Raw genomic sequence first — 24,322 nt, 5'->3', positions numbered from 1 at the left:
TTCTGGTTCCCCCCTTTCCAAGGGGGGTTAGGGGGGATCTTTTCCATCTGTGTCTCATTACCGCGCAAAGTGCTGTATTCTATTCTGGCATAAGAAGAAAGGGGAAACTTTCAACTTTTCACTTTTCACTTTCCCCACACCCCCATTGTTCAAATTCCCAAAATTTGCGCGATCGCCTCCTGCCACCCCGGAGATCGAGCCAAAGTCGCCGCGTCGATGCGATCGCCTTTTAGGGAAGACAAACGAATCAAATCATTTACCCAGTCTATAACGGTTTCCGTCACGAAGGGGAAGGGCGAATATTGCAGGGACTCCTGCAGGTGGCGGACCATCCCCGCCGTGTCTTGGTGGGTGTAGGCGTGCCAAGCCTGCCAAATTTCCGAGGCGTAGCGGAGCCTCTGGCAGACATTTTGCACTCCTGTTATCACCTCCCCACGGCTGGCGAATTCGTCGGTTTCCGGGTCATTTATCGCCCGCTGAAAGATGGTTACGGTTTCTTTGAGCATCCGTTCTTCCCGGAATAGCCCTTCGGCCCGTTCCTTGCTTTTCCGTCCGATCGCCTTGCGAAGTTCGGGGTCAACCGCCCATTCTTCGATGGTTTTCGCCAATTCTCGTGCCGTTCCTTCCGGATCGACGTTGGGATCGGGTAGCAGCCGTCCGGTGTCCCCCAAGCCCTCGGGGATGCCGCCCGCGGCGGAGGCGACGATGGGCAACCCCTTGGCCATCGCTTCCATGACGGCAAACGAGGGGGCCGCTTCTGCCAGGGAGGTTAACACGAAGATATCGCAGGCGTCCAACCAGTCGGGGACGTCCCACCGCTGGCCGAGAAAAATCAGCTTTTCGGCGACACCCAATTTTCGGGCCAATTCCCGCAATTCCGGTTCGACGTCGCGATCGCTCCCCTTTCCGGTGCCCGCCCAAACCACATATAATTTCGACCAAATGGGGGAGTTTTTCAACTGCGCGATCGCCTCAATTTGGTGGCGGTGGCCCTTGATGGGCGCCAGTCTCGCCGTGGTCAAACACATCACCCCATCCTCGGGAATTCCAACTTCTTGCCGCAGCCGTTTTCGCACTGCCAAATTGGGGGGATCGAAGTATTGTTGCGATCGCCCGTAGTAGACGACATTGCCTTTATTTTCCGGCAGTTTAAACTGTCTGTGCAGGATGTCCAAATGTTCCCGGGCTGCCACGTTCACCGCCCGCGCCAGACCGTATTGATACCGCACTCCTTCGGCGTAGGGAACCCCGTCCCCCATCGAAAATTTGGCGTGTTCCGGCATTGCCAAACCCAGGGCGATCGCGTAGGGAATTTTTTGGGCGATCGCCTCCTGTTTCGCCGCAAAATGGGAGAAGGGCCAGCCGTCGCTGAAGATGATAAAATCCGGCTCAAGTTTGGAATACAATTCTTCGGCATCCCCCCGATTTCTGAGAATCCGCGCCAGGTCGGAACTGGTGCTATAATTTAACCAAAATTGCCGCACCCCCAAATCCTTTTCCCGGCCCACCAGCGGGCTCTCGTGTTCCGGGCGCACCGCCGTCACCTGGTAGCCCATTTTCGCCAATTCGCACAGGATCAAATGGTCGTATTGGGCCAGTCCGCCGATGCCGGGATCGTCGGTATTGATCAAAATAATATGTTTGCTAGAAGCGGTTAAAACGGGTTTTGAAGCCATTTTTTTCTGAGATTTACCCCCCATAAATAAGGATAAAATTTGTTGCCACTCCGGAGATTGTATCAGATCGCCGACATTTAATGTCTCCCCGTACTCTCGGGAGATATTTTTCAAGGCATCCATCCAATGGACGAGGGTTTCCGTCGTCGGAAATTGGGTATATTCCAGGGATTTTTCCAAGCATTCCAGCATCAGTTGCGGGTAGCCGTCCCGGTACATCCGCCACCCCAGCCACACCCAGCGTTGGTATTGTTCCTTTCGCCGGAGTTTGCGAATGTTTTCGGGCAGTTCCGGGCGGTTAAAAAACTCGTCCATCACCGCTTCGGTATTGCGGATCACCCGTTCCCCCCCGGACATCAAATTGCGATCGTGTTGGCGGTAGCAGGCGTGCAGTTTTTGCAGCCAGACGGTGTGGCATCCCATCAGGGACAATCGCAGCACGAAATCGAGGTCTTCGGTGGGGGGATGGCGGTGGTCGAAACCGCCTGCTTTTTTCCACCATTCCCGCCGCATTATCAGGGCGCTGGGGCGGACGCATTTGTGCAGAATCCAGGTTTCCAAATCCAATTCGGGGGCATTTTTCCAGGGTTCCACGATCGCCTGAGTTTCTCCGTTTTGATTAACGACAACCCAGCCACTCTGAATCAAATCGATTTCGGGGTGATTATCAAAATGGGCGACCTGTTCGGCGAGTTTTTCGGGGAGGAAATAATCGTCTCCATCCAAAAAGGCGAGAAATTCTCCCCGCGCCAACCGACAGCCGTTATTTCTGGCTTTTGCGGCTCCCTGATTGTCTTGATATCGATAACAAATGACATCCAAATAGGGTTCGAGAACCGGGCGGGTGTCGTCGGTGGAACCGTCATCAATTAGAATAACTTCATAGTCGGTGTAGGTCTGTTCTAAGGCACTTCTGACGCACAATTCGATGTAGCGATCGCAGTTGTAGGCGGGGATGATGACGCTGACTCTGGGCGTGGTTTTGGGGAGGGTTTCACCGAGGAGGTTTTGCCATTGGGGTTGCTGTCGGAAACTTTGAGTATTCATCGGTTCGCCATAGGCGGCGGAGTAGCCCATGAAGCGGTGTACCCAGTCGGAAATAGTGATGGGGCGGGTGTAGGGGGTGTGGGAGAGCGATCGCCGCAGAAAATCCGCCATTTTTTCCGGATGGCCGGTATGATAAAATCGCCAAGCCATCCAGGTCAACGCTTCGTAACGGGTGCGGTGTTCCAATTGCCGCAGGTCGGAGTCGAGATCCGGTCGGCTGAAAAAGGTTTCCAGGACGGCATCGAAGGCTTCGAGCTGTTTGCTGGGATCGGCGATGGACATGGCGCGATCGTGTTGCCGGTAGCCGACGGTGACTTGGGGCAGCCAGATCGCCTCGCATCCCATCCCGGCGAGTCGCAGCACGAAATCCACATCGTCGGCGCCGTCGAATCGGGAGTCGAAGCCGCCCGCCCGTTCCCACCACTGCCGCCGGAACATCATGGCACTGGGGAGGATGGGTGTGCGCGTCAGCCAGGTTTCCAGGGTTAAATGGGGGATGTCGTGCCAGGGTTCGATGGGCGATCGCACCGTCCCGTCCGCGTCGATAATCTGCCAACCGCTGTTGACGAGTCCGGCGTCGGGGTGGGAGTCGAAGCGGGAAACCTGGGCTTGCAATTTGCCGTCCAAGAAAATATCATCGTGATCCAGCAGGGCGATCAGTTCCCCCCGGGCCTCTGATATGCCCCGATTTCGGGCCGCCGCCATGCCGCCATTTTGTTGGTGGAGGGGGCGGATGCGATCGCCGTAGCGTTGCAAAATGTTGCGGGTGCCGTCGGTGGAGCCGTCATCGACTACAATAATTTCATAATCCAGGTAACTCTGGCTCAAAACGCTGTCGATCGCCATGCAAATGTAGCGATCGGCGTTGTAAGCCGGAATAATTACACTGACTCTGGGCTGGCTTGCCACCATAAACACATCCCCTCTCAAACATTTGCTATCCTAATTATCATGCCCCATCGGATGCATTCCCGAACCCCGCAAAATATCTGATTGTGTTTTTTGGGTAAATCCGATGTTTTAATTGTTCCGATAACCCCCTCTCGCTCCCCCTCGCTAAGGAGTTCGATATGGCTACCCCACCCCCCAAATTACCCGGCTTGGAAGGCAAAAACTTTCAAACCCTGAAACGGAGCATCAAGTGGACTCCCCTGAAAATTGCGATCGTGGTCATTGTCTCGGTCGTCCCCTGGACTGCTTTGGTGATTCTTGCCAGTTCCATTTCCAAGGTGTTTGCCGGGTTGCTGGTCGGAGTCCCTTTGGTGTTTGGGGCGCTGATGTATTTGATTTATATTTTAACAAAGGACTGACAATTTGAGCGAAATGTTCCCGAAATTATGCTTGAGTTGAGGTGTAGTTCGTCCCGACTTTCCCGATTTATCAGCGACACTTCTATGGTTCCCAGAAACGACACCGACACCTCAGCCGTCCATCTCCACGAAAACGCGATCGCCCACCTCGAAGCCGGAAAACTGGAGGAGGCGATCGCGGCTTGTCAGCAGGCGTTACAACTCCGGCCCAATTTTGCCGAAGCCTGCAAAACCTTGGGAGTCGCCTACCAAAAACGGGGCGACTTTCAGGAAGCCCTGATTTGGCATCTGAAAGCGTTAGAAATAAAGGCAGACTTTGCGGAAGTTTACGGCAATTTGGGAAGCTGGTATGCCGAACAAAGAATGTGGGAAGATGCCCTGACGACTTATCAGATGGCTTTGCAGTTCAACCCGGATTTGGCGGGGGTTTATCGAAATCTGGCTCAACTGTTAATTTTATTTAAAAAATATCCGGAGGCAATTTCCTATTGTCGGGAGGCGATCGCCCGACAGCCCGAGGCAGGCAAAGCCCATTATTTGTTGGGAAATGCCCTGGCGGGTTGGGAACGGTGGGGGGAGGCAGAAACGGCTTATCAACACTGTATCAAACTGAGTCCAAATTCCGATTTTATTTATTTAGATTTGGGGAATATGTTGGCCCAGCAGGGCAAGTGGGATGAAGCGATCGCGGCTTACGAACGGGGGATTCAACTGAACCCCAACAACGAACTCGCCCATCACAAATTGGGCAACGCTTGGTTTCGGTTGCAGGAATTGGAAAAAGCGATCGGGGCCTATCAAAAAGCGATAAAAATCAATCCCGATACCCCTTGGTCCCACCAACCGCTGGGGCGGGCTTTGATCGAAGTCGGCCACTTCAAAGAAGCCTTGGAAGTGTGTTTGCGGGCGGTGATTCTGAACCCCGATTCCTACTGGTCCTATGAAAATTTGGCAGATGCTTTGAGTGGAACCGGACAATTTGCGGAAGCGGTTCCGATTTACCTACAAGCGTTGCGGCAGATTCCCGAAAATCGGCCGGGAGTCAACAATAGTTTGTCTCGAAAGTTGGGTCACGCGATGCGGGAACACAGCCAAGGAGATGCGGCGATCGCGAGTCTGTGGCTGTCCAAAATGGTCTGGTATCAACCCGATGAAAATTGGCAAAACTTGGGTTTAAATACTAGCGATCCAGAACCCTATTTAAAATGGGGAGAACTGTTGGCGAAAAACCATCAGTTTGAAGGGGCGATCGCGTTTCACGACCTCGCCCGAGAAATTCGACCCGACGATCCGGAAATTCTCAAAAAATGGGAAAATGTCTGCCGCCGGCATCGGGAATTTGAAGATAAAATTGCGTCCCTCAAAAAGGCGATCGCGGCGGCTCCAGACCGCCCCCAACCTCCCACGGAATTGGGGAATTTTTTGTGCGACCAGAACCGATTTGACGAGGCCGCACATTGTCATAAAATCGCCCTGAAATTGCGGGGATGGCAGGAAAGCGAAACCCGAGGTTATCGGTTCACCCGAGATTGGTTTGGCAGCAATATTCCCCCCTGGGAAAAACACTTAAAATCCCGGGTCGGACTTCCCAATTTTAAAGCTTTGGAAGTGGGCAGTTTTCAGGGGATGTCAACCTGTTGGTTGCTCGATCGCGTCCTCACCCACCCGACCTCAAAAATCACCTGTATCGACCCCTATTTTCAGCCCGAATTTGCGGAAAATATCGCCAAAACGGGGGCGGGCGATCGCGTCATCAAAATCGTGGGCTACTCCCAAAATGTCCTCAGTTCTCTTCCCCCTCGCCACTACGATTTGATCTACATCGACGGCTGTCATTTGGCGACGGTGGCGTTTCGGGATGCCCTGCTATCCTGGCGGTTGCTGAAAGTGGGGGGGATGGCGATTTTTGACGATTATAATGTGGCAGAAAAAGGCGATCGCGAACAAGAGGCAAAACGGGGAATCGACGCCTTTTTAGAGCGGGTTCGGGATGGGGTCGATATTGTCAACGAAGGGTATCAGTTATTTTTTGTCAAAACGGGAGACGGTTTGCCGGACGGGGAAATTGAGATGCTGCTGTCAGAAGTTGAAGGCCCCGAACAGGATTATAATTGAGGAAAAGATTACTCATGTCTTCTCAAACTCCGGAACTTCTAGCCCTACAACTCCATCAACAGGCCATTTTGAAACTCAACGATCGCGATTGGGACGGGGCGATCGCGGCTTGTCAAAAAGTGTTAGAACTGCGGCCGGATTGGGCGGTTCCCTGCAAAACCTTGGGGGTTGCTTTTCAGTTTCGGGGAAACTTTCGGGCGGCGAAAAAATGGTATCAAAAAGCGGTCGAACTGCAACCAGAATTTGCCGAAGCCCACGGGAATTTGGGGAGTTTGTACGCGAAACAGGGTCGCTGGGAAGCGGCGATCGCGGCTTATCAAAGGGCTTTGGAAATCAATCCCAAATTGGCGGGTGTTTACCGGAATTTGGCGAAAGTTTGGAGCGAACTCGAACGACCGGAGCGGGCGATCGAATGCCAATATCGAGCTTTGCAACTGGAACCGAAATCGGGAAATGTGACGGATTATATTCGGTTGGGAAATCAGTTTTTCAAACAGCAGAAATACGACCGGGCGATCGCCTGCTATGAAAATGCGATCGCCCTCGATCCCACCTCATTTCAAGCCCACCACAATTTGGGAGAAGTCTTCAACGCCCGGGGACAGTCCGAGCCGGCGATCGCCTGCTATGAAAACGCGATCGTCGCCAATCCGACTTCAAAAACCACCTATCGCTGTCTGGAAAAAACATTGATGGAGCGGGGAGAATGGGGGCGACTTGTCGATGTTTATCATCGGCAGTTGATGGCCGACCCGAATTGTTTTGAAACCCATCGGGATTGGGGTTCTATTTTATTTAAAATGGGGCAACCTGAACGAGGAGTAGATGCCTATCTAAAAGCCATTGAAATCAAACCGGATTTTTCTTGGTCATACTGGAACCTGTGGGAGATCCTCGCCCGCCATCAAAAATTGAAAAAAGCGATCGCGATTTTGGAAGCAGCAGTCCACAGCTCGCCCGATTCTGAGCAAATCGAATTGAATTTGGGGGAGGCTCTCAGCCGGGACGGAAAGATGCCGGAGGCGATGGCTGCGTTGCGAAATTCAAGTTACAAAAATATGTCGCGATCGCATCCAGAAATTGTCAGAAAATATTGGGATGAAACCCGCCCTATACCGCCGGATTTTATCATTATTGGTACTCAAAAGGGGGGAACAACTTCCCTCTATCGGTATTTGGAAAAGCACCCCCAAATTGTCGGCTGCATCAAGAAAGAAACCCATTTTTGGAACCTTCACTTTCGGCGAGGTTTGGACTGGTATTTGTCCCACTTCCCCCACCTCTCCCCGGAGGCGGACATCCGGACGGGGGAAGCCACCCCCAATTACCTGGAAATCCCGGAGGTTCCCCACCGCTTATTTCGGGCATTTCCCCAAGTCAAATTGATCGTTTTGCTGCGGAATCCGATTCACCGGTCGATTTCTCAATATCATCATTGGGTCCGCCTCATGCAGGAGTCCCGAACCTTGGAAGAGGCGATGACATCCGAGTTAAATCTGCTTCAAAAGGGGACGAAACAAGAGATTGCGACATCCCCATCTCCGCGATATATCCAGCGGGGACTGTACCTCTATTTTCTGCAAAATTGGATGTCCGTTTTTCCGCGATCGCAATTTCTGATCCTGCCCAGCGAAGAGTTTTATCAAAGTCCCCGGGACACATTTGCGAAGGTCTTGGATTTTTTGGAACTTCCCCCCTATCAACTCGCGGAATATTCCTGCCACAACCGGGGACATTATGCCCCAACTGAAACGGATATTTATGCTCAACTTCGGGATTACTTTCGACCCCACAATCGCAGATTACAAGAATTTTTAAATTTGGAATTCAATTGGGATTGAGATTGGAGTTGACAGAATTATTTATCCGTGGTAAAGTCGGGGTATAAAACGGATATTTTAACTTTTACAGATTCGTCAATAGTATCAAAAATGTCATCTTCCGACCCGTCAGAAATTGCGGCGATTCAATCCCACCAGCAGGCTAATTTTTACCTTTACCAGCGGCGTTATCCGGAGGCGATCGCGGCTTGCCAAACGGCGTTGAACCACCGGCAGGACTTCGCCCCCGCCCACAAAACCCTCGGCATCATCCAACAGCTACAAGGTCAATTTGCGGAGGCCAAAAATAGCTATCTGAAAGCGATTGAAATCCGACCCGACTTCGCCGAAGTTTACGCGAATTTGGGGAGTCTCTTCGCCCAACAACAGGACTGGGAAAGTGCGATCGCGACCTACGAAACGGCGATTCGTCTGCAGCCCGACTTCGGGGGTGCTTATCGGAATTTGGCAAAAGTTTTGACCCGCATCGGCCGGCACGATCAGGCGGTGGCTTATTGGTTAAAATCCATTTTTGTTGAGCCGAAATATTTCGGCGTTAAAGATTATATAGATTTGGGAAATGACTTTCAAAAATGGGGGGAAATAAAGGCTGCGATCGCGCTATTTTCAAAGGCGGTAGAGCTGTATCCAGACGTGCCGGAACTGTCCCATCACCGGGGAGAAGCATTGGCGAAATCCGGTCAGTTTGAACCGGCGATCGCGGCCTATCAAAACGCCATAAAACTCGCTCCCAATCAATTTTATTTCCACAGTCGTTTGGGCGACGCTTTCGTCGAAGCGGGAAGGCTCGAAGATGCGATCGCGGCTTATCGGGAGGCTCTGAAACTGAAACCGGATTCGGACTGGCTCCATGTTAAACTGGCAGATTTGCAATCAAACGCGGGCAATTTGGAAGAGGCGATCGCCCTTTACGAACGGGGAATTTCCCTCAATCCCGGCGCGTACTGGCCCCCCATCAAGCTCGGAGAAGTTCTCAAAAAAATCAAGAGATGGGAGGCGGTCGTTTCCTGCTATCAGCAATTCCTGAAACATCATCCCGAACCGTCCGAATATCCAGTTTTTATCTACAACAATATCGCGGAAGCGGCGATCCATTGCCGGCGGTGGGATTTGGCGATCGAATGCTATCAAAAAATCTCGGATATCGACCCCAAAAATTTCGACGCCCATTTGCAACTCGCCCAACTGCTGCTCCAGCAGGGAAAGCCCTCCGAAGCCGCCGAAATTTATCTCAAAGCCGTGGAAATCAAACCGGATTTTTTTTGGTCTTATTGGAACCTGTGGAATCTCCTCGCCCAGCAGGACAAACTCGACGTGGTGCTGGAATTTTATCGCCGCCAAGTCCGCCAGTTTCCCGAGACGTTTTCAGTGGACTTAAATCTAGGAGAAATATTGAGCCGAAAAGGAGAGGTTCGGGAGGCGATCGCTTCCTATCGAACTGCGAGTCTCAAAAAGCTGGTCAAATCCGATCCAGAAATAGCCCGCAAATACTGGGATGAAGAACATCCGATGCCCCCCCAATTTTTGATCATCGGAACTCAAAAAGGTGGGACGACATCCCTGCAGGCTTACTTGGAAAAACATCCGCAAGTTTTGGGATGTATCAAAAAAGAAGTTTACTTTTGGAGCGTCCTATTTTTTCGGGGGTTGGATTGGTATCTCGCCCATTTTCCCCACCTATCCCCCGGGGCAAACTTCCTGACCGGGGAAGCGACTCCCCACTATTTGGAAACCGCCGAAGTTCCCGGCCGAATCTCGGAACTTTTGCCGAAAACGAAGATAATTATATTGTTGAGAAACCCCGTCGATCGCGCCCTTTCTCACTATCACCATTGGCTGAGGTTCAAGTGGGAAAAGCGGTCCTTTGAAGCGGCGATCGCCTCCGAGTTGGAACTGCTGTCCGACCCCGCCAATCTTTCCCACGAAGCGTCTCCGGCGGTCTGGGACTCCCAGAAATTCCTGTGGCGGGGGCTGTATTTCCAGTTCCTGCAAAATTGGCTGTCCGTCTTCCCCAGAGAACAACTGCTAATCCTCCGCAGCGAAGATCTCTACGAAAATCCACAAACCACCTACGATCGCGTCTTGGAATTCCTGGAACTTCCGGCCCATCAACTCGACGAATTTCGTCGCCACAATCCCGGAAATTATACAGCCGACCGCAGCGGTTCAATCTATTCGCAAATGCGAGATTTCTTCCACCCCCACAATCAAAAACTAGAGGAATTGTTGGGGTGGGAACTCCATTGGGACTAACCTGAAGCCGGAAAATTTGGCAATCTCAAAAACAGAAATAGAAAGCCGAAGCGCTATCCTTGAGAAGGATATCTGCCCGAACCCCAAATTCCCGAACCCCATGCGGTTGCAGCGCCAGTTCACCGGAAAAACTATCACCCTCGACACCAAGAACCCCGTCGGCAGCGGTGGCGAGGGCCGCATCTATATGGTTTTGGACGATCCCACCCTCGTCGCCAAAATTTATCACGACCCCAGCGACGAAGACGCCGACAAACTCACCCTGATGTACAACTCCCCCCCGGCCAACCGCACCGTCGCCCCGGGGATCGTGGCGATCGCCTGGCCCGTGGACCTGTTGCGGACCACCGACGCCCGCCAAAAAATCGTCGGCTACCTGATGCCGCGGGTGATGAAAGCCGCCCCCGTCCACATCTTCTACACCCCCAAAACCAGGCGGGAACAGAAACCCCTGTTCAACTACCTCTACCTGCACCGCAGCGCCCGCAACCTCGCCGCCGCCTTCACGGACCTCCACGCCGGGGGCTACGTCGTCGGGGACGTCAACGAATCCAACATCCTCGTCAGCGACACCGCCATCGTCACCTTGGTGGATACCGACTCCTTCCAGGTCCGCGACCCGGAGACAGGGTTCACCTTCCGCTGCCCGGTGGGCAAGGCCGAATTCACCCCCCCGGAACTGCAAAGTCAGGCGTTCCGAGAGCTCGATCGCACCCCCGAACACGATCGCTTCGGTTTGGCGGTGCTGCTATTCCAACTGCTCATGGAAGGCACCCACCCCTTTTCCGGCGTCTACAAGGGGGGCGGCGACCCCCCGCCCATCGAAGCCCGCATCAAAGCCGGCCATTTCGTCTACGGACGGCGGCCGGTCCCCTACAAACCCATGCCGCTGGCCCCCGGCTTCGAGATCCTCCACCCCCAGTTGCAAGAATTATTTATCCGCTGCTTCGAGTCCGGCCACGGTTCCCCCCAATCCCGTCCGGAGGCGCGGACGTGGATGAAGGCCCTGCGGCAGGCCGAAGCCGACCTGGTGGCCTGCGATCGCCACCCCCAACACCGCTACGGCAACCACCTCAAATCCTGCCCCTGGTGCGATCGCACCCGCCAACTGGGGGGGCGCGACCCCTTCCCCTCCCGGGAGGCCGTGCGGTCGGGCCGACACCTGCAACCCCTGACCGCCAGACGGCGGCGCAAGCCCCCCCGGCGACCCGTCCCGACACCCCCGCCAGTGGTGCGGAGCCTGACGCGGACCCCCGCGCCGAAACCCGCCGTCAGGCGGCCCGGACCCCCCGCCATCCTGCGCTCCTCCCGAACCTGGCGGGCGGTCGGGCACCTCGCCGAGGGGGCCCTCGTCGGCGGCCTGTGGGGGGCCACCTGCGGGTCCGCGATCATCGCCGTCATTTTCGCCGTGTACGGGAAAACCGGGGGCATCGTCGGCGCCATGATGGTGGGCAGCATTTGGGGCTGTTTCTTCGGCGCCACCGCCGGCCTGTTCCTCCCCCCCACCCGGAGCCTGCACAACGGCCTGGCCCTCATCGTCGGGGGGTTCTGCGGCGCCTTCGTCGCCGCCGCCATCGCCGGGGTGATTTTCGGCCTCCTAGAACGGAACGCCCTCATCGGCCAGGCGATCCTGTGGGGGGCGCTGATGGGGGCAGTGTGGGGGGCGATCTGGAATTCCTTCAAACCCCCCCTCTCCCTCCCCGTCGGCCGGGTGCGGGGCCGCTACGGGGCGCTGCTGGGGGGAATTTGGGGGGCGTTCTTGGGAACCGCGATCGGCGGCGGTTTGGGGGCGGTCGCAGTGTTGTGGGGGGAACTGCGACTGGGAACCCCCCCGACGACGGAACTGACCTCCCGGGTGTTCGTCGCCGCCGTCGTCGCCGCCGGGGTGGGAACTCTGGCCGGGATACTCTCCGGCGCCACCTTCGGGGGCATCGGGGGGGCGCCGCCCCTGCCCACCGCTATGCGACTGGCGGGGCGGCGGGGAGCCTTCGTGGGCGGGGTGTGGGGCAATTTCCTCGGCGCGATCACCGGGGCGGCCCTGGGGGCGGTCGGGGCGACAGTATTCCCCCAATTCCTCCACGGCGGTTCCGCCGCAGATGCCACCCCCCTGGTGTTGGGGGCGGCGATCGTTTCCGCCGGGATCGGTTCGTTCTGGGGTATCCTGTCTGGTATGGTTTGGGGAGGACTGGGCAAGTTTTGAGGCAAAATGCACGACTGACGAGGGATTCGTCCCGAGCGACCCTGCGATTTTGTGGATATCCGTGGTACAGTCATCCCAGAATTCGGGTGTGAGGAAAATTGAGAATTGACAATTGACAATTGACCATTGACAACTCATTCTAAATTCCCCGATTCCCGACTCCCGATTCTGACTCCATACCACCGATCAATCCCTATTATCTACCTGAATGCATATCGCTTGGCTCGGAAAAAAATCACCATTTTGCGGGAACGTCACCTACTCCAGGGAAGTCACGAATATGTTGCTCGACCGGGGATATCCGGTCAGTTTCCTCCACTTTGCCCAGGAAGCCTCCCACCCCGAACGTCGCGACAACTGGCACCTGGAGAACGGGCGATGGAAAATTGCCGGCCCGGGGAGTTCCCAGATGGCAGCTTCGGATCTGCCATTTAAAGCCGACCCCGCGATCGCGACTTCCATGACCCAGGAGGTACCCCTGCCCTGCCTCTACAAGTCCCAGATTTACACGATCCCCACCCTCAAGTCCAGCAAGGTGTTGATGCAAGCCCTGCGGGCCCTGCGGCCCGATCTAGTCCACGCCTCCCTCACCCTCTCCCCCCTGGATTTCGTCCTCCCCGAGATTTGCGAGGAGTTGAATTTGCCCCTGGTGGCGACGTTTCACCCCCCCTTCGATCGCAAACTCCGCAACCTGACCTCGGGCACCCAACATCTGATGTATCAGATCTACGCCCCGTTTCTGGCGAATTACGACCGCGTCATCGTCTTTTCTCAAATTCAAAAGGATTTGCTCGTCCGCCTGGGCGTCGCGGCCGGCCGCGTCGCCGTTATCCCCAACGGCGTGGACGTGCAGAAGTATTCCCCGGGGCGCAGCCGGCTGAAGGCGAAACTCGGCGCCGATCGCATTTTCGTCTACCAGGGGCGCATCGCCACGGAAAAGAACGTCGAAGCCATGCTCAAAGGTTGGAAAAAAGCGAGGATGGGCCGGGACTGCCGGTTGTTGATCGTGGGGGACGGCCCCCTGGCTCCCACCCTCCAGGGGTTTTACGGACCCGAAGACGGGATCGTTTGGTTGGGGTTTATCGGGGACGAGGACAAGCGGATCGAAATTTTGCGGGGGGCTGACGTGTTGATTTTGCCCTCTTTGGTGGAAGGGTTGTCGCTGTCTCTATTGGAGGCGATGGCCTGCGGCGTCGCCTGCATCGCCACGGACGCCGGCGCGGACGGGGAAGTGTTGGAAGGCGGGGCGGGGATCGTTTTGAAAACCCAGGGCGTCACCACCCAGTTGGAAACTCTGCTGCCGCTATTTCGCGACCACCCGGAATTCGCGACCCTGCTGGGACAGAAGGCGCGGGAACGGGTCTTGCAGCGCTACACCTTGGACGAGAATATCACGGCGATGGAGCGGTTGTATGCGGAGGTGGTCCGGGAGCAACGGCTTTCGTTGAGCGGCCGCTGTTCTTGAGGACGGGCCTAAACCAGGGCCCTCAATAATGCCTGCAACTTGAGTCGGATTTCGGCCAGTTCCCGGTCGGGTTCGGAACCGGCCACGATGCCGGCACCGGCGAAGAGTCGGGCCCGATCGCCGTCGATGAGGGCGGAGCGAATGCCGACGATCAATTCCCCGTTGCCGTGGTAGTCCACCCAACCGAGGGGGGCCGCGTACAGGGAGCGATCGAAGGTTTCGTAGCGTCGAATTTGGGTTTGGGCGACGTCCCGGGGAGTGCCGGCGGCGGCGGGGGTGGGGTGGAGTTCGGCGAGAATTTCCAGCAGGTGGATGTCGGAGGAAATGGGGGCGGTGATGGGCGTCCACAGGTGCTGGATGTTGGAGAGCCGCATCAGCCTGGGTTGGGGCGATCGCTCCGGCGTCAGGCCCAGGTGAATCAGGCGTTCGACGATAAAATCGACGACGGCCTGATGTTCCCGCCGATCTTTGTCGCTCGAGAGCAGGCGGTGGGCGATGTCGGCGTCTTCGGCGGCACTCTGGCCCCGGGGGGCGGAACCGGCCAGGGCGTCGGTGATCAGTTCGCCGCCGCGGACCGCGATTAGCCGTTCGGGACTCGCGCCGATGAAGTTCTGGCCGCGGCCGTTGCCGGTGGAGAAGATGTAGCAGTCGGGGTAGAGCGATCGCAAATTGTCCAGGGAGTTGATTAAATCGAAGGGGCGCGAGGAACAGATGTCGAAGGCTTGGGAGAGCACCACTTTGCTCAATTCTCCGGCCGCGATCGACTCCAGAACCGACCGCACGGACTGCCGAAAGGGCTCGGTTTGGGGTTCGATCCAGATCGACTTCGACGGGTGGGGGGCGGGACGATTTCGCTCCCAACGGCGATTTTGGATTTCGTCAATTTGCCGGATTTTTGGCCAAGTCCGCTCCGTAATTTCGTCGATATCGGACTGCCAATCTAATAAGGTATTGAACAATAAAATCCGGCGATCGCCCTCGGAATACAGGAGAATTTGGGGCAGGAAGAGGGTGGCGGACGGGAAGACCGGAGCCGAATGCCGACCTTTTAAATGACCCGGATTTCTCAAATAATAATGTTCCGAATTTGCCGCAGAATTATCCTCGAAAAACGTGAAACTACAGCAAAACGCCGGCACGAAGGAATCCCGGTGGGGTCCGGCGAGGATCATCTGCCGGAAACAAGATTCGATGAAATGGCGCGATCGCCCGAACCGTTCTCCCTTCTCTAGGGTCAATTGCACGGCCGCATCGATGGCGACCACCGCTTCCCCCGACTGCGGTTTTTCCAAGTAAAAATTGAGCCGGTCCGCTTCCCAAAATGTCTCCAGGAATGCCAAAGGATCGACCGGATCGATGTCCCGAGCGATACTGACAATTTTCGGGGGGCGATCGGGACGGCAGTTCTGCTGACACTCAAACAGAAAGCGATGCAGTTCCCGGCGGTCTTGCCAGAGCAATTCGGGAGGAGGTAGAACCAGCATAGAATAAAAGATAACAGATTGCGGGAACGAGTGAAAACGGTTGGCCACAGATGGGGTCGATCTTACTATAGTAATACCATTTGGGAAAAAGGCGGAAAATTGCCCGACATCGAACTTCCGACCCCCCTTGAGTCCGGATAAAAATTGCCCGGTTGACGGCGGTAATAAACCTTAACAAATCGGCGCGATTCCATCGGGTCGGGAGGGGATGGGGCGGTGGTATTATGATGAAATCCGATTTCCGCCCCGATCGCGCGGAGTCGGATCTGATGTCGAGCGGTGCGCCCTGTCCGGAAAGATTCATGAAATTGCCCGATGGCCCGAAAGTGATGTCCCCGCTGCAAATCCTGCAGTTGGTCGCCGATCCCCCCAACTATTTGCAAGCCTGCGCCCGCAAATACGGCGATCCCTTTACCCTGCGGGCTTTGGGCACCCATTCCCCCCCGGCGGTCTTTTTCGGCCACCCCGAGGCGATCGAGGCGATTTTTACCGCCGACGCCGACACCTTCGAGTTGGGCCGGATCACCCATGTCTTCGAGCCCCTGACCGGATCGCAATCCCTGATCGCCAAAGACGGACCCGAACACCGACGCCTGCGACAGGTGTTGATGCCACCCCTCCACGGCCGGCAACTCCCCCGCTACGCCGAGAAAATCGCCGCGATCGCATCCTCGGTGACGGACCGCTGGCGGGTGGGCGACACCTTCTCGATCCGAAACGACACCGCCGACATCTCCCTGCAAACCATCCTGCGGGTCGTGTTGGGCCTCGAACCCGGTCCCCTCTACAACCGACTGCGGCAGACCATCCAACCCTATTTGGAATGGGTCAACTCCCCCCTCAACTCGGTACAATTTTTCTGGCCCCCCTTACAGCGGGATTGGGGCGCCTGGAGTCCCTGGGGAAAGTTTTGCCGCCGGCGACGGCAGATCGACGATCTGATTGACACGGCGATCCGCGATCGCCGCGACGCACCCGGCGGCGACGATATCCTCTCCCTATTGATTTCGGCCCGGGACGAACGGGGCGAACCCATGACGGACGGAGAACTCCGGGATCAAATCATCACCCTATTATTGCTGGGCAACGACACCACCGCATCCGCCCTCGACTGGGTATTTTACTGGATTCACCGCCACCCGGAAATCCGGGACAAACTGACGGCGGAATTGGCCGATTTCGGAACGGCCCCCGATCCCGCCGATCTCACTCAACTGCCCTATTTGACCGCCGTCTGCCGGGAGGCCCTCCGCATCCACCCCATCGCCCTGATCTCCCAACCCCGCCTGGTGCGGGAGCCCGTGACGATCCGGGGCGATCGCTTCGATCCGGGAACCGTCCTCGTCCCCTGCATCCACCTGGCCCACCGGCGATCGCAGACCTACCCCGAACCGGAACGATTCCGGCCCGAACGATTTCTGGAACGCCGCTTTTCCCCCTACGAATACTTTCCCTTCGGCGGGGGAAGTCGCATCTGCGTCGGCATGGCTTTGTCCCTGTTCGAGATGAAAATTGTCTTGGCTGCAGTCCTCTCCCGCTGCCGATTTTCCCTCGCCAACAACGGCCCGGTGCGACCCGTGCGACGGGGAATTACCATTGTCCCCTCGGACAATTTCCAACTCACCGTGGAAGCCGTCCGGCCTTCCTCCATTCCCTGTTATATCTAACCTGATTGAAAAACCGATGACCACAAAACAGATTGCCGATTCCAATTCAAAACTTTGGTTAGCCGCCATCAAACCCCCCATGTACAGCGTGGCGATCATGCCGATTTGGGTGGGAACCGCGATCGCTTGGTTTGAAACCGGCGTCATTCACTGGGGCATTTTTACCGCCTTCATGACGGCGGCGATCTTGATTTTGGCCTGGGAAAATCTCCTCAACGATGTCTTCGATTCCGAAACTGGAATTGATAAAAACAAGCACCATTCTCTGGTCAATTTGACGGGGAATAAATCCTTAATTTTTGCGATCGGCAACTTGTGTTTGGCGGTGGGAATTTTTGAAATCGGTTTGATTTGTTGGTGGCAGGGGGATTTGACCGTATTGGGATTAATTTTGGCCTGCTGCTTTTTGGGATATCTTTACCAGGGTCCTCCCTTCCGCCTCGGCTACCACGGCTTGGGGGAGTTTCTCTGCTTTTTCGCCTTTGGTCCGGTGGGGATGTCGGCGGTTTATTACAGCCAAACCCAGAGTGGGTCTGTGTTGAATTTGGCGGCTTCTATAGTGGTGGGAATTGCGACGACGTTGATATTATTTTGTTCCCATTTTCACCAAGTTGATGATGATATTGCCGCCGGAAAGCGATCGCCCATCGTCCGCATGGGAACCCGCCGGGGGGCGCAAATTTTGCCCTGGGCTTGTGGTAGTATTTTTCTGGGGGTGGCGATCGCGGCTGTGTTGGGTATTTTCCCCCTGTGGACGCTGTTGAGTGTGGCGGGATTGCCGGCGGCGGTCCAACTCTGCCGCCACGTCGGGGAACATCACGACAAACCCGATCGCGTCAATAACTGCAAGTTTATCGCCGTTTCTCTACACTTTTGGAGTTGTTTGCTGTTGGGTGTGGGGTTCGCGATCGGCTGATTTAAGTTGGGGGCGATCGGTCTTTCGGGCATCATCCCCGCACGATCAGTATCGAAAGCCCACCGTTACTTGTAAATGAGTTAAAATGTCTATATCCAATGTAGATGCCCAAAAGGCTCAAGTCATTGATGTACTGAAACAGCGTTATTTCCCCTTAATCCCTCAACTTTTGCAGAACTGGACACCAGAACAGCATGAAACAAACCGTTTGAGCCGTTCTCTAGCTGCATTTGCGATCGAAAAGCTGGCAGATGTTACTCCGGCTCAAGCAGCGAATGCCATCGTGAATGGTGAAAATGATAATGGCATTGATGCAATTTTCTTTGACCGAAGCCAAAATCGACTTTGGGTCGTACAGGCAAAAGCGGGCAGCAGAGCCCCAAATATGGGAGAGAATAAAAAGTTCTGCGACGGCATCCGCGATTTGGTCAATTCACGCTTTGATAAGTTCAGCGATCGTTTGAGCCGTTTACAATCCGATATTGAAGAAGCCTTGGGAACCACTGGGTTAATCGTTGTCGGATGTAATGTGTATCTTGTCGGTCATTTAGGAAGCCATGTCATTCGAGATCTCAAACAGCTAAAAACTGAACTCAACCAATTTTCCTCACGATTTGATTGGCAAGATCTTGATATTTCAGCCGTTCATAGATTTTTGACGGAAGAACAAGCAATCACTTCTTTTTCCGTCACGTTAACGTTAGAGAAGTGGTACGGTGTAGATCGACCCCGAAAAGCATTTTATGGCTTAGTTTCAGCCGATCAACTCGCTTTACTCTATCAACAATATGGCAGAAAACTTTTTGAAAGAAACATTCGCTATTATCTGGGTGCAGAAGGGGTAAATTCGGCAATTACAGCTACGGTGCAAAATCAACCCGAAGAATTGCTGTACCTGAATAATGGACTGACAGCAGTGTGTTCTAACATCACTCTTCCACCCAATGCAAACAATGACAGCGGAAAATTTACATTAGAAGGATTTTCAATTGTCAATGGAGCGCAAACCGTCGGTTCAATTGCAACCGCTTGTAACAATACAAGTTCAGTATCACCTGATGCAAAACTGCTCATTACAATTATTGAAATTGGTAAAGAACAAGATACTCTTGCCAAAAAAATCACCCAGGCAAGAAATACACAAAATGCAGTCAAGGACATCTATTTTGCAGCATTGGAAGAAACGCAAGAACGATTGCGACAAGAACTGGCAGTATCGGGAATTATCTATCAGTATCGACCATCTATAGATCGCAGTTTGTCAGATGTAATCACAATCGAACAAGCCATTATTGCTCTCGCCTGTTTTAAAGGCAAAACTCAAATTATTGTTACCGCAAAAAAGGAGAGTGGACAACTCTACCCTTTATTCAAAGAGGAACTTTTCTCGGATCGTTTATCAGGAATTGAACTCTGCCGTTCCGTCCAAATATTTCAATACCTGGAGCAAATTTTTACAGATTCAGAGGCGGCAGAAACAGAAAGGCGTCGGAAGAATTTTTATCGACATGGAAAGTATTTTATCCTTCACATTTTGGCTCGAAGGCATCAAAGGTTGATCAAAAAAACCGAGCTGGTACTTTCTGAAGATGACAAAATTGAATTATCACGCATCGGACTGGAATTGGCTGAACTCATCTATACTGTTGCCGAGTCTCAATGCGATCGCCAAAAAGGATATCTTGCTATTTTTAGGAATTTAACAGATGTTGAACCTTTGGCGCGAGCCGTGATGCAAAGACTGGCAGATCGAGATACTCCATAAGCTGCCACAAGTTAAGTCAACGTATACTCATTATATTGAACGCTTTATTGGTAGACCATGAATCAGAATAAAAAACAAAAACTAGAACTCACTTGGATTGGTAAAGAAAATCGCCCCAAACTGGAGCCACGCATTCTGTTGGAAGATCCAGAAAAATCCTATTCAGCCACCCATCGGGTAACTGAAAACGATATTTTTGACAACCGATTGATTTTTGGTGACAATTTACTGGCTCTGAAAGCGCTGGAGGCAGAGTTTGCCGGTAAAATTAAATGTGTATTTATCGACCCGCCATATAATACGGGAAGTGCATTCGAGCATTATGACGATGGCTTAGAGCATTCGATTTGGCTATCGATGATGCGCGATCGTCTGGAAATTATTCGACATTTGCTATCAGATGATGGGTCGCTCTGGATTACAATTGATGATAACGAGGCTCACTATCTAAAAGTTTTGTGTGATGAAATCTTTGGAAGAGACAATTTTGTGACTTCATTTATATGGAAGAAAGTAGATAGTCCCAATGATAATAAAGTCCCTATTACTCCAGATCATGAGTATGTCTTATGTTTCACAAAAACACCGGAAGTTAGCAGATTTTTTCAACAACGGTACGATGATTCTATCCTGAAAGCATATCGAAATCCAGACTCTGAATCTGAGCGACCTTATCGCGATCGGTTACTCAAAAAGAATGGAAAGAACAGCTTGCGTAAAGATCGTCCTTCAATGTTTTTTCCAATCATTGCGCCTGACGGAACTGAGATTTTTCCAATTCACGATGATGGACGAGAAGCTTGCTGGGCAATAGGAAAAAAAGGGGTTGAAGATTTAATATTAAAAGGGAAGTTGATTTGGAAAAAACGGGAAAAAAATGGCATCAAACGATGGGTGCCTTACACCCGTGAATTTGCGCCAGAAACACCTTATCGTCCTCACCCAACCATTTGGAATGACCTCAATACTACCAGACAAACTAAGGCTCATCAAAAAAACCTTTTTGGGAAAGATGCTGTCTTTGATACACCAAAGCCAGAAGACCTTATTCAGCGTATTTTAGAGATTTGTACGGAGGACAATGAACTGGTTCTAGATTCCTTCGCAGGCTCCGGTACAACAGGTGCGGTTGCTCATAAAATGGGGCGTCGTTGGATTATGGTGGAGTTGGGCGAACATTGCCATACCCACATTATACCCCGGCTCAAAAAGGTTATTGATGGTGAAGATCAAGGGGGCATTACTGAGGCAGTTGGCTGGAAAGGCGGAGGCGGATTTCGCTACTATCGCCTTGCTCCGTCCCTACTGGAAAAAGACAAGTGGGGAAATTGGGTGATCAACAAAACATATAATGCCGAGATGTTGGCAGAAGCCCTCTGTAAACTCGAAGGCTTCACCTATGCACCATCGGATACTTTCTACTGGCAACAGGGTTACTCCACCGAGCGAGATTTCATTTATGTCACGACTCAGAATTTGAATCATGACCAGTTGCAGCAACTTTCTGAAGAAGTGGGGACAGAACGAACACTGCTGGTTTTATGTACTGCATTTCGGGCGAAAGTAGAGGAATTTCTTAACCTCACCGTCAAGAAAATTCCCAAGCAAATCCTAAATCGTTGTGAGTGGGGGCATGATGATTATAGCCTGAAAATTGAAAACCTTCCCCAAGCTCCATCTCAACCCCAGCAACTCACACTCTTTGAATGCGGAGGATTGTTAAATGAATCGCCATGTTAATGCGATCGCCAGTCGTTTAAGTTTACGTTTTCCCCAGAGAGAATCATTGGAAATTCTTGATCGGGTGTGTGAAATTCTTCCTCCCAAAAAAGATACCGACTGGGAAGCAGGACTCGCAGCCATTCGGGAGGAGTTTCCCACCGTCACAGCTTTTGAACGAGACTTTCCATCTCTGTGCTTTGCCCTGGCGACAGGCGTGGGTAAAACACGACTCATGGGCGCTTTCATTACATATCTGTACTCGGCACATGACATCAAAAACTTTTTTGTCCTCGCGCCCAACTTGACCATTTACAATAAATTAATTACCGATTTCACGCCCAATACTCCCAAATATGTCTTTAAAGGAATTTCGGAGTTTGCCACAAACACACCGAAAATTATTACCGGTGATAACTATGAAATGAAAGCGCGAACATTATTAGATCCGTTGATTCCATGCAAGATTAACATCTTCAATATCTCGAAAATAAACTCCGAAGTTCGCGGCGGGAAAAGTCCCCGAATCAAGCGACTGTCGGAATATATTGGAGATAGCTATTTTAACTTTTTGGCAGAATTAAAAGACTTGGTTATCCTGATGGATGAATCACACCGATATCGAGCTTCAGCCGGAGTCAGAGCCATTAATGAATTGAAACCTTTGTTGGGTTTGGAACTCACGGCGACCCCATTTGTAGAAACGAGCAAAGGAGCAGTACAATTCCAAAATGTCGTCTATGATTATCCGCTTGGACGGGCTATCGAGGATGGCTTTGTTAAAGAACCAGCGGTAGTAACCCGCAAGGATTTTAACCCAGTCGGAATGTCGGCGGAAGCAATCGAACATCTCAAGTTAGAAGATGGCATCCGCCTGCATGAGAACATTAAAGCTGAGTTAGAAACCTATGCCCGAGAAACTGGCAATCCAATTGTCAAGCCATTTCTATTGGTTATTGCCCGTGACACAACCCACGCAACACAACTGCTCAACTTAATCCAATCCGAATCATTTTTTGAGGGACGTTACAAAGATAAAATTATCCAAGTTGACTCCAGCAAAAAAGGTGCTAAAGAAGATGAAATGGTAGAGCGTCTCCTCAAGGTCGAACACAGAGACGAACCCACAGAAATTGTCGTTCACGTCAATATGTTAAAAGAAGGCTGGGATGTCACCAACCTCTACACCATTGTACCCCTAAGAGCCGCTAATGCTCGAATTTTAATTGAGCAGTCAATTGGGCGAGGACTGCGATTACCCTACGGTAAACGAACGGGTGTCACTGCCGTCGATCGCCTCAATATTATTGCCCACGACAAGTTTCAGGAGATTATTGATGAAGCCCAGCGTCCGGAATCACCGATTCGCTTACAACAAGTTATTCTTCCTTCTGAAACCTTACAGCAGAAGACTGTTACCCTAGTGTCACAATCCCAGTTAGAAACTCAACTGGGATTTCAACCCTCCCAATCTTCCTCAATCACCCATTTAGAAACTGAAAATATAGAACCCATTTTTGAGTCCCCCGAAGAACAAAAAATCGCCCAAATGACTTATCAGGCAATTCGCAAACTGGAGAGTCAGCCTGCGGTTGTACCAACGAATAGCTATCTACTTTCACCAGAAGTACAAAAGAAGGTCAAAGAAGCTGTAGCCAGTGAATATCAGCCAGAGCAACTCGAATTAGAGGGCATTCTTGAACCACCAAATGTCAACTCGATTGTCACCCAAACCTTAGAGATGGTTGTTCAGAAAACCATTAATATTCCTCGAATTCTGGTTGTCCCCAAAGGAGAAGTGCGATCGGGATTTAGAGCATTTACGCTCCAACTCGACAGTTTGAAATATTCTGCACCATCACGAGAGCTTTGGATTCAGCATTTGAAGACCAATCAGTATGAAACTGTTGAATTGGGACAGGTAGATATTGGAGAAAAAAAATTGGAAAATTATGTGGTAAACGGATTGATTGATTTTGACGATATTTATTATGATGAACACGCCGATTTTCTCTATGATCTGGCAGAACAAGTTGTGAGTCATTTCCGCACTTATCTTTCTGAAGAGGATACCGGAAAGGTATTGCAAGTCTATGGGGGAGAAATAGCCAGCTTTGTCCATGCTCAAATGATGGATAATTTTTGGGAAAAACCAGAAAATGATTATGAAGTAATCGTGAGTCGAGGATTTACCACATTAAAGTCCAGCGCCTATAGTGTTCAAGAGAACGATCCACCCCGGAATTATCAACAGTCACCAGATGATAAAAGCAACATGGCTAAATATCTATTTGGTGGGTTCTCTCGATGTTTATACCCAGTGCAGAAGTTTCAATCCGACTCGGAGAGAATCTTATCTATTATTTTAGATCGGGAGGCTATAAAGTGGTTCAAACCGGCAAAGGGACAGTTTCAAATTTATTACTCTTTGAATGGTGAACATCTAGAATATCAACCTGATTTTGTCGCTGAAACTGAGGACATTATTTATATGCTTGAGTGCAAGATGAAGAGCCAAATAAATGCTCCTGAAGTGATCGTCAAAAAGCAAGCAGCAGTCAAGTGGTGTAAACACGCCTCAGAATATATGCAAAAATATGGTGATAAACCTTGGGTATATGTTTTGATACCCCATAATTTTATCGCCCAAAATATAACTCTAAAGAAACTGACCAAACAGTTTTATTGTGATTAAAATTGATTCATTTGGAGTTGTTTATTACTGGGTGTGGGGTTCGCGATCGGCTGATTTGATATCAAGATCGAATCCAGTACATTGTAGGTTCAGTAGTGGACCGACACACCTTAAATGGTGGGTTACGGCGGATTGCTAGATTGCCATCACAGCCTGGGTTTCAGCCGCC

General features: G+C 52.2%; 13 protein-coding genes. 11 read left to right on the top strand and 2 right to left on the bottom strand.

Going from position 1 to position 24,322, the window contains the following annotated elements:
* Nucleotides 1–149 precede the first annotated feature (149 nt).
* Entirely contained in the window at nucleotides 150–3,635 is a 3,486-nt protein-coding gene (locus AC0QHF_RS16495) for a glycosyltransferase (RefSeq protein WP_324705323.1), read from the bottom strand.
* 158 nt (nucleotides 3,636–3,793) lie between these two features.
* On the opposite strand from AC0QHF_RS16495, the gene AC0QHF_RS16490 reads away from it, so the two are divergent.
* The 6 genes from AC0QHF_RS16490 to AC0QHF_RS16465 all read left to right on the top strand — a co-directional run bounded on the left by AC0QHF_RS16490 (nucleotide 3,794) and on the right by AC0QHF_RS16465 (nucleotide 13,907).
* Nucleotides 3,794–4,033, top strand: a complete 240-nt coding sequence (locus AC0QHF_RS16490; protein WP_324705322.1) for a hypothetical protein — start codon at nucleotides 3,794–3,796, stop codon at nucleotides 4,031–4,033.
* Between the two features lie 84 nt (nucleotides 4,034–4,117).
* Nucleotides 4,118–6,148, top strand: a complete 2,031-nt coding sequence (locus tag AC0QHF_RS16485) for a tetratricopeptide repeat protein (protein ID WP_324705321.1) — start codon at nucleotides 4,118–4,120, stop codon at nucleotides 6,146–6,148.
* Between the two features lie 14 nt (nucleotides 6,149–6,162).
* Nucleotides 6,163–7,989, top strand: coding sequence for a tetratricopeptide repeat-containing sulfotransferase family protein (locus AC0QHF_RS16480; protein WP_324705320.1), 1,827 nt, complete (start codon nucleotides 6,163–6,165; stop codon nucleotides 7,987–7,989).
* Nucleotides 7,990–8,079: 90 nt separating this feature from the next.
* Entirely contained in the window at nucleotides 8,080–10,242 is a 2,163-nt protein-coding gene (locus AC0QHF_RS16475) for a tetratricopeptide repeat protein (protein ID WP_324705319.1), read from the top strand.
* A 100-nt stretch (nucleotides 10,243–10,342) separates the two neighbouring features.
* On the top strand, nucleotides 10,343–12,442 hold the full coding sequence (locus tag AC0QHF_RS16470; RefSeq protein WP_324705318.1) for a DNA-binding protein: 2,100 nt from the start codon (nucleotides 10,343–10,345) through the stop codon (nucleotides 12,440–12,442).
* Between the two features lie 208 nt (nucleotides 12,443–12,650).
* A complete protein-coding gene (locus tag AC0QHF_RS16465; RefSeq protein WP_324705317.1) occupies nucleotides 12,651–13,907 on the top strand; it encodes a glycosyltransferase family 4 protein in 1,257 nt (418 codons plus the stop codon).
* Between the two features lie 8 nt (nucleotides 13,908–13,915).
* Here the strand turns inward: AC0QHF_RS16465 and AC0QHF_RS16460 are convergent, their stop codons facing one another.
* Nucleotides 13,916–15,391: an isochorismate synthase gene (locus tag AC0QHF_RS16460; RefSeq protein ID WP_324705316.1), complete on the bottom strand. Its 1,476-nt coding sequence runs from the start codon at nucleotides 15,389–15,391 to the stop codon at nucleotides 13,916–13,918.
* 302 nt (nucleotides 15,392–15,693) lie between these two features.
* On the opposite strand from AC0QHF_RS16460, the gene AC0QHF_RS16455 reads away from it, so the two are divergent.
* The 5 genes from AC0QHF_RS16455 to AC0QHF_RS16435 all read left to right on the top strand — a co-directional run bounded on the left by AC0QHF_RS16455 (nucleotide 15,694) and on the right by AC0QHF_RS16435 (nucleotide 24,153).
* Nucleotides 15,694–17,058: a cytochrome P450 gene (locus AC0QHF_RS16455; RefSeq protein ID WP_324705324.1), complete on the top strand. Its 1,365-nt coding sequence runs from the start codon at nucleotides 15,694–15,696 to the stop codon at nucleotides 17,056–17,058.
* Nucleotides 17,059–17,074: 16 nt separating this feature from the next.
* Entirely contained in the window at nucleotides 17,075–17,974 is a 900-nt protein-coding gene (gene menA / locus AC0QHF_RS16450; protein WP_324705315.1) for a 2-carboxy-1,4-naphthoquinone phytyltransferase, read from the top strand.
* An 85-nt stretch (nucleotides 17,975–18,059) separates the two neighbouring features.
* Nucleotides 18,060–19,739 carry an AIPR family protein gene (locus AC0QHF_RS16445; protein ID WP_324705314.1) on the top strand — a complete coding sequence of 560 codons (1,680 nt, stop codon included), beginning with the start codon at nucleotides 18,060–18,062 and terminating at the stop codon, nucleotides 19,737–19,739.
* Nucleotides 19,740–19,796: 57 nt separating this feature from the next.
* Nucleotides 19,797–21,479 (top strand): site-specific DNA-methyltransferase, encoded by a 1,683-nt coding sequence (locus AC0QHF_RS16440; protein ID WP_324705313.1) that lies wholly within the window; start codon nucleotides 19,797–19,799, stop codon nucleotides 21,477–21,479.
* On the top strand, nucleotides 21,463–24,153 hold the full coding sequence (locus AC0QHF_RS16435; protein WP_324705312.1) for a DEAD/DEAH box helicase family protein: 2,691 nt from the start codon (nucleotides 21,463–21,465) through the stop codon (nucleotides 24,151–24,153). The genes AC0QHF_RS16440 and AC0QHF_RS16435 overlap by 17 nt, the downstream gene beginning before the upstream one ends.
* Nucleotides 24,154–24,322: the final 169 nt, after the last annotated feature.

It is taken from the genome of Lyngbya sp. CCY1209 (genome assembly GCF_055795065.1).
Note: the sequence above shows the minus strand (reverse complement) of the source record. Positions and strands in the feature narration are given on the sequence as shown.

Coding starts and splice junctions, on each gene's coding strand:
- AC0QHF_RS16495 (WP_324705323.1), bottom strand. CDS start 3,635: ATGGTGGCAAGCCAGCCCAGAGTCAGTGTAATTATTCCGGCTTACAAC.
- AC0QHF_RS16490 (WP_324705322.1), top strand. CDS start 3,794: ATGGCTACCCCACCCCCCAAATTACCCGGCTTGGAAGGCAAAAACTTT.
- AC0QHF_RS16485 (WP_324705321.1), top strand. CDS start 4,118: ATGGTTCCCAGAAACGACACCGACACCTCAGCCGTCCATCTCCACGAA.
- AC0QHF_RS16480 (WP_324705320.1), top strand. CDS start 6,163: ATGTCTTCTCAAACTCCGGAACTTCTAGCCCTACAACTCCATCAACAG.
- AC0QHF_RS16475 (WP_324705319.1), top strand. CDS start 8,080: ATGTCATCTTCCGACCCGTCAGAAATTGCGGCGATTCAATCCCACCAG.
- AC0QHF_RS16470 (WP_324705318.1), top strand. CDS start 10,343: ATGCGGTTGCAGCGCCAGTTCACCGGAAAAACTATCACCCTCGACACC.
- AC0QHF_RS16465 (WP_324705317.1), top strand. CDS start 12,651: ATGCATATCGCTTGGCTCGGAAAAAAATCACCATTTTGCGGGAACGTC.
- AC0QHF_RS16460 (WP_324705316.1), bottom strand. CDS start 15,391: ATGCTGGTTCTACCTCCTCCCGAATTGCTCTGGCAAGACCGCCGGGAA.
- AC0QHF_RS16455 (WP_324705324.1), top strand. CDS start 15,694: ATGAAATTGCCCGATGGCCCGAAAGTGATGTCCCCGCTGCAAATCCTG.
- menA (WP_324705315.1), top strand. CDS start 17,075: ATGACCACAAAACAGATTGCCGATTCCAATTCAAAACTTTGGTTAGCC.
- AC0QHF_RS16445 (WP_324705314.1), top strand. CDS start 18,060: ATGTCTATATCCAATGTAGATGCCCAAAAGGCTCAAGTCATTGATGTA.
- AC0QHF_RS16440 (WP_324705313.1), top strand. CDS start 19,797: ATGAATCAGAATAAAAAACAAAAACTAGAACTCACTTGGATTGGTAAA.
- AC0QHF_RS16435 (WP_324705312.1), top strand. CDS start 21,463: ATGAATCGCCATGTTAATGCGATCGCCAGTCGTTTAAGTTTACGTTTT.